The following is a 4,186-nucleotide window of genomic DNA, read 5'->3' as shown; positions in this document are numbered from 1 at the left end:
TAATGTCCGCAGGGATTTATGTGACTATTTTGAAGATAGATTTTTAACCAATGACACACTTTAGTGAACACTCCCAAATTGCGCGCACGGACCCTCGGCCCCGGGTTTTAACCCGGGGGATTGAACAATGCAATCCTTAATGCAAGCCGATGCGACACAGCCCGGGGCTTCAGCGCGGGATCAAATTAGTTGTGACGGTATCCCGAAAATTGCGCGCACGGACCCTCGGCCCCGGGTTTTATTGTTGAATCGTTGATTGTTGATCGAAGCTAACAACGACCTCAACACCACGCCACAAGAAACACTAGCATCTTTCTTCCTTGGCGAGTTCCACCACTTTAATGAACCACTTGTTCCAAGCGGCGATCAGATCAGCAGCATCCGGTCCGAAAGGTCCGGCCGCGACCATTAATTTAACCGATCCGTTTTCTCCTTCGAGCATGAGGTATTTTTCTACGTAGTGAACGCCATCGAAATTGAAGTCGATCTGCAGGTAGAGTTCTTCCCACGAGGCAGTAATATTCCCGGTGGCCACTTCTTGGTCTTCGATCATGATGTGCACTTTTTCTCCGCGACGCCAGCTCGATTGAACGTAGGCTCCTTCCGCAAAGAAGCCTCCCAAAGTCCGCGCGTATTTCTCATTCGTAATAACCGACCAGATGGCTTTTGGGGTGCAGCCGAATTCCAATTCCCGGTTGAAGAAAAGGGTATCGGGGAGTGATTCGACTTCGGAGTCGCTGAGGAACTCGACCTCGTTGAGCCAAGCGGAGCCGTTGCCTCCGTTCAGATATCGGAATCCGACCACGGAATCGCCTTCTACGGTAATGGCTTGGATGACCACGATGAGTTCGTTCTTTTGGGTGGATTCGTTGTAGTAGCGCGCGAGCCTGGGGAGTTCCATGGGCAAGGGATTGGCGTTGGGGTGCTTTGATTCATCGATATAGATCAGTGATTTTCCCGAACGCGTTTCTTCCCGGGTTGGGAGTCGGTCCGTGACGACAGGAACATTGTGAAGGTCGCGAACATTGACCGGTGGAAACATGGTGAGGTTATCCGGGCAGTACCAGCCGCCGTATTCGTGGGGCTCCTGATGAGTTTGGGCAACCATTTTGGCTTTGTTGGCCGTGGTGTCGGCCGCCTCGACGGACACCTCTGAGGAGTCGGGCGACGCGCATCCGGCCGCTGAGGCCGAAATCAATAAAAAGGATAAGAGGGGGCGGAGCAAGACTCGCAGCATAGTTATTTGATTTTGATGGGAGCAAGGTATCGCAATCGCGTGAAGCACCTTCATAATCAAATGTTAATGGATTAGAATCGGTGTGGGAATGTGTAAAAACCAAGCACAGCGAACTCAACTCAGAAGGGTTGGCGTGTTCGCTGTGCAGGTGTTGTTCACGACCGTTGAAACAGAGCTTCAACTAATTATACACTAAAGGGAGTGAATTTTTACCATTGGCGCGATAAGCCCTGTTGCAAAACCCATCATTATTGTTTCCGATGCCGCAACTCGGGCCGTTGTGGTCGAAGGAGAATCGGAACAATGCATCGAGTGTTTCAAACATCGTCTAGTTGTACGAACATGCGCGTATTTCGTTTATTCGCTAGCGAACAACGAAGGCATGAACCGCTGATGATGCAGTAGACCTTAGGAAGTAGGTTCCACTCGACCAATTTGATACGTCGAGTTCGTTGACCCCGGGCAATATACTTCCTTTCCATGTGATACGCCCGGTCGAATCCGTTATGAGAAACGAATTTGACCTTGACGCATCCATGTTGACCCGAAGGGTCCTATCCACTGGGTTCGGATAGAGGTTGAGCTTTAGATTGGAATATTCGGTTTGGGTAAGTCCGAACAGGGAGTAGTCGAAAACGCGGACCACTCCGGAATCGGTATTCGCGCAGCCCAAGGCCAATTGAGAGCCGCTGAGTGCGGCGGACCAAATACTATGATGTGAGTTTGTAGGTAGAATGGGGTTCCCGATGGTTTGCCATTCGGATCCGTTGTACCGATACAATTGAACGCTCGAATCGGACACCGCCACGAGGGTGTTATCGTGGGCATTTGAAAGCCCCATCCGATCTGACTCGTTTCGGAACCACCCGGAATAGGAGATCCGCGAGGCATCCAAACCTGGCCGTTCCAGTCGTAGACCTTTATAATTCCCCGGTCGGTTCCTCCAAGGTCACTACCCGTTGATCCGATCGCGATGGTATTTCCATCGGGCATGTACAAATCGCTGCCAAAGCGATCGCTTGGTTGGTCACCCTCTATGGGTAGGCCGCGTCTCTGCCACTGGAAACCAGCCCAGTAGAACACACTGACTTGTCCGCGACGTTCGTCGTAACCGTTGGCGGCGATAGCCACCATGTTCTCGTTGGGCATGAAGAGGCGCGACCCGAAATTTCTGTATTGCTGGCCGGGATTGATCGGGTTTCCTTTGGTGGTCCAATCTGTGCCATTCCACTCGGACACCACCACCGAGGTTGGAGGAAACATGGGGTTGGATGGTTGCGCCGTGGCAATGGCATTGTGGTGTCCCATGTGCCAGATGATGGCATTGGGAACATCGGCCGGGTGAGCAACCCACTCTGTTCCGTCCCAATCGTAAACGACCACTCTAAGGCCGAAAGGCGATCTTTTTGAAACTGCCAGGGTTTGTGGATTTACGAGGATTTGGATTTGGTTGTTATACTGACCAACGAGCACTGAATCGATTGGACCTCCTTTTGGAACGAAATTAAATCCGTTCCATTCGAACACCCTAACTACTCCGGCCGGAGCCAACCCGGGCGCACCGCCCAAGAGATGAGGAGCGGTATCGTACGAATACCCAATGGCCCAGGTTTGCTGAGCCACGCTCATGCTGACCCCGGGTTTTCCGAGCACTTGATTATTGGACTGCAGGGGTATACCTACAGGTATCTGAGCAAAGGCACATAAACCGGCGAAAAGGAACAGCTGTAGCGTTATCCAACAAAGTTGTTTCATGACCTCTTGGGACGTTTAAGCTTGGTACTGCAAAATGGCTTTTCTACACTTTTTAACAGTTCAAATATGTCTCAATACCATGCACAATAGTGTCGAATAGCACCTCGACGTATTTTTTTTTAAAAAACCCGTTGCTTAGAATTGAGAAGAGCGTATATTTGCACTCCGATTTTAACGGGTCCCCGTCGACGATCTTAAAAATATTGGGCAATTAGCTCAGCTGGTTCAGAGCACCTCGTTTACACCGAGGGGGTCGGGAGTTCGAATCTCTCATTGCCCACAAGAAATCAAGTCCGCCTGATCAAGCTCCGAAGGCGCGTAATCTCTCTCAACAAGTAGTGGGCAGTGAGCCGAAAGAATTCGCCTTTCAGGAGGGGGAAATTTCGGCTACTCCGAAGGACATTCGAGCTGAGCTCTAGGACATTCCAGCAAAGCCGGAATTCAAACAGGTCACCTCATCGACTTCACCTCCCGAAATTAACGAATTGATTCGCTATATTAATGCCTATGAAAAGATTAGCGCTCCTCTTGTCCTTTTTTCATCGCTTTTTCCACTCAGGCTCAGACTTGTTTCTTTGTCGACTCTACGAAAAATGCGGTCAAGTATATCCAGGCTTTCGAGGACTCCACTGGAAAGGCCTTCGTTCACAAGTTCAAGCTTCCCTATGGGGCCGACTGGTCTCAAGAGAACCTTAAAACCATCATGATCAAGTACCGAAAGCCCGGAAAAGGTATGTTTCACGACGGCTATAAATACGTAGAAGAGGTGCCTTTGGCCTACAATTCTTGTGCTGAAGCCCTAGAAATTCACAATAGTCACTTCAACCGTAAAGCTAACGGGTTCTTAATTCCAGGAGGTATATTTCTCCTCTCGAGTATCGCATTTGGGAGCATTGCCATCAAATTATCTGACCTCGGAGGACAAGGACAAGCCTATGGAGCAGTTTTCGGCGTAATGGCTGTACAGGCCGGTGCAATTGGTCTTGGCTTAACGGGCGCCGGCGTCGTTGTTAAGTTAAAAAGTAAGAAAAGACAGAAGACCTTGGTTTGTCCTTGATGGGTTGATGGGTTGATTAGTTGATCTTTAATCGAAATTTCGGGTCTTCAATAGTTGCATCGAGTCTGTTCAGAAAAGTGTGTCACTTAACTTAGTGATATGAAAAAGCAAGAAATATCGAAAGCCGGCTTATAAGA

General features: G+C 49.7%; 4 protein-coding genes and 1 tRNA gene. 2 read left to right on the top strand and 3 right to left on the bottom strand.

Annotation, left to right across the window (positions count from 1 at the left end):
- Positions 1-304: 304 nt before the first annotated feature.
- From J4F31_12135 to J4F31_12125, 3 genes are all read right to left on the bottom strand, one after another.
- Positions 305-1,237 carry a hypothetical protein gene (locus J4F31_12135; GenBank protein MCE2497301.1) on the bottom strand — a complete coding sequence of 311 codons (933 nt, stop codon included), beginning with the start codon at positions 1,235-1,237 and terminating at the stop codon, positions 305-307.
- A gap of 364 nt (positions 1,238-1,601) precedes the next feature.
- Positions 1,602-1,799 (bottom strand): T9SS type A sorting domain-containing protein, encoded by a 198-nt coding sequence (locus J4F31_12130; GenBank protein ID MCE2497300.1) that lies wholly within the window; start codon positions 1,797-1,799, stop codon positions 1,602-1,604.
- Between the two features lie 23 nt (positions 1,800-1,822).
- On the bottom strand, positions 1,823-2,992 hold the full coding sequence (locus J4F31_12125) for a hypothetical protein (GenBank protein ID MCE2497299.1): 1,170 nt from the start codon (positions 2,990-2,992) through the stop codon (positions 1,823-1,825).
- A 205-nt stretch (positions 2,993-3,197) separates the two neighbouring features.
- Between J4F31_12125 and J4F31_12120 the strand changes: the two genes are divergently transcribed.
- Positions 3,198-3,272: transfer RNA gene (locus J4F31_12120), tRNA-Val, on the top strand.
- A gap of 423 nt (positions 3,273-3,695) precedes the next feature.
- Positions 3,696-4,049 carry a hypothetical protein gene (locus tag J4F31_12115; protein MCE2497298.1) on the top strand — a complete coding sequence of 118 codons (354 nt, stop codon included), beginning with the start codon at positions 3,696-3,698 and terminating at the stop codon, positions 4,047-4,049.
- The last annotated feature ends 137 nt before the right edge of the window (positions 4,050-4,186 follow it).

The sequence above is a fragment of the Flavobacteriales bacterium genome (assembly GCA_021296215.1).
Taxonomy (GTDB): domain Bacteria; phylum Bacteroidota; class Bacteroidia; order Flavobacteriales; family ECT2AJA-044; genus ECT2AJA-044.
Note: the sequence above shows the minus strand (reverse complement) of the source record. Positions and strands in the feature narration are given on the sequence as shown.

What these genes read in the sequence shown, in the direction of transcription:
- J4F31_12135 (MCE2497301.1), bottom strand. Translation starts at nt 1,237, where the DNA reads ATGCTGCGAGTCTTGCTCCGCCCCCTCTTATCCTTTTTATTGATTTCG.
- J4F31_12115 (MCE2497298.1), top strand. Translation starts at nt 3,696, where the DNA reads ATGATCAAGTACCGAAAGCCCGGAAAAGGTATGTTTCACGACGGCTAT.
- J4F31_12125 (MCE2497299.1), bottom strand. Translation starts at nt 2,992, where the DNA reads ATGAAACAACTTTGTTGGATAACGCTACAGCTGTTCCTTTTCGCCGGT.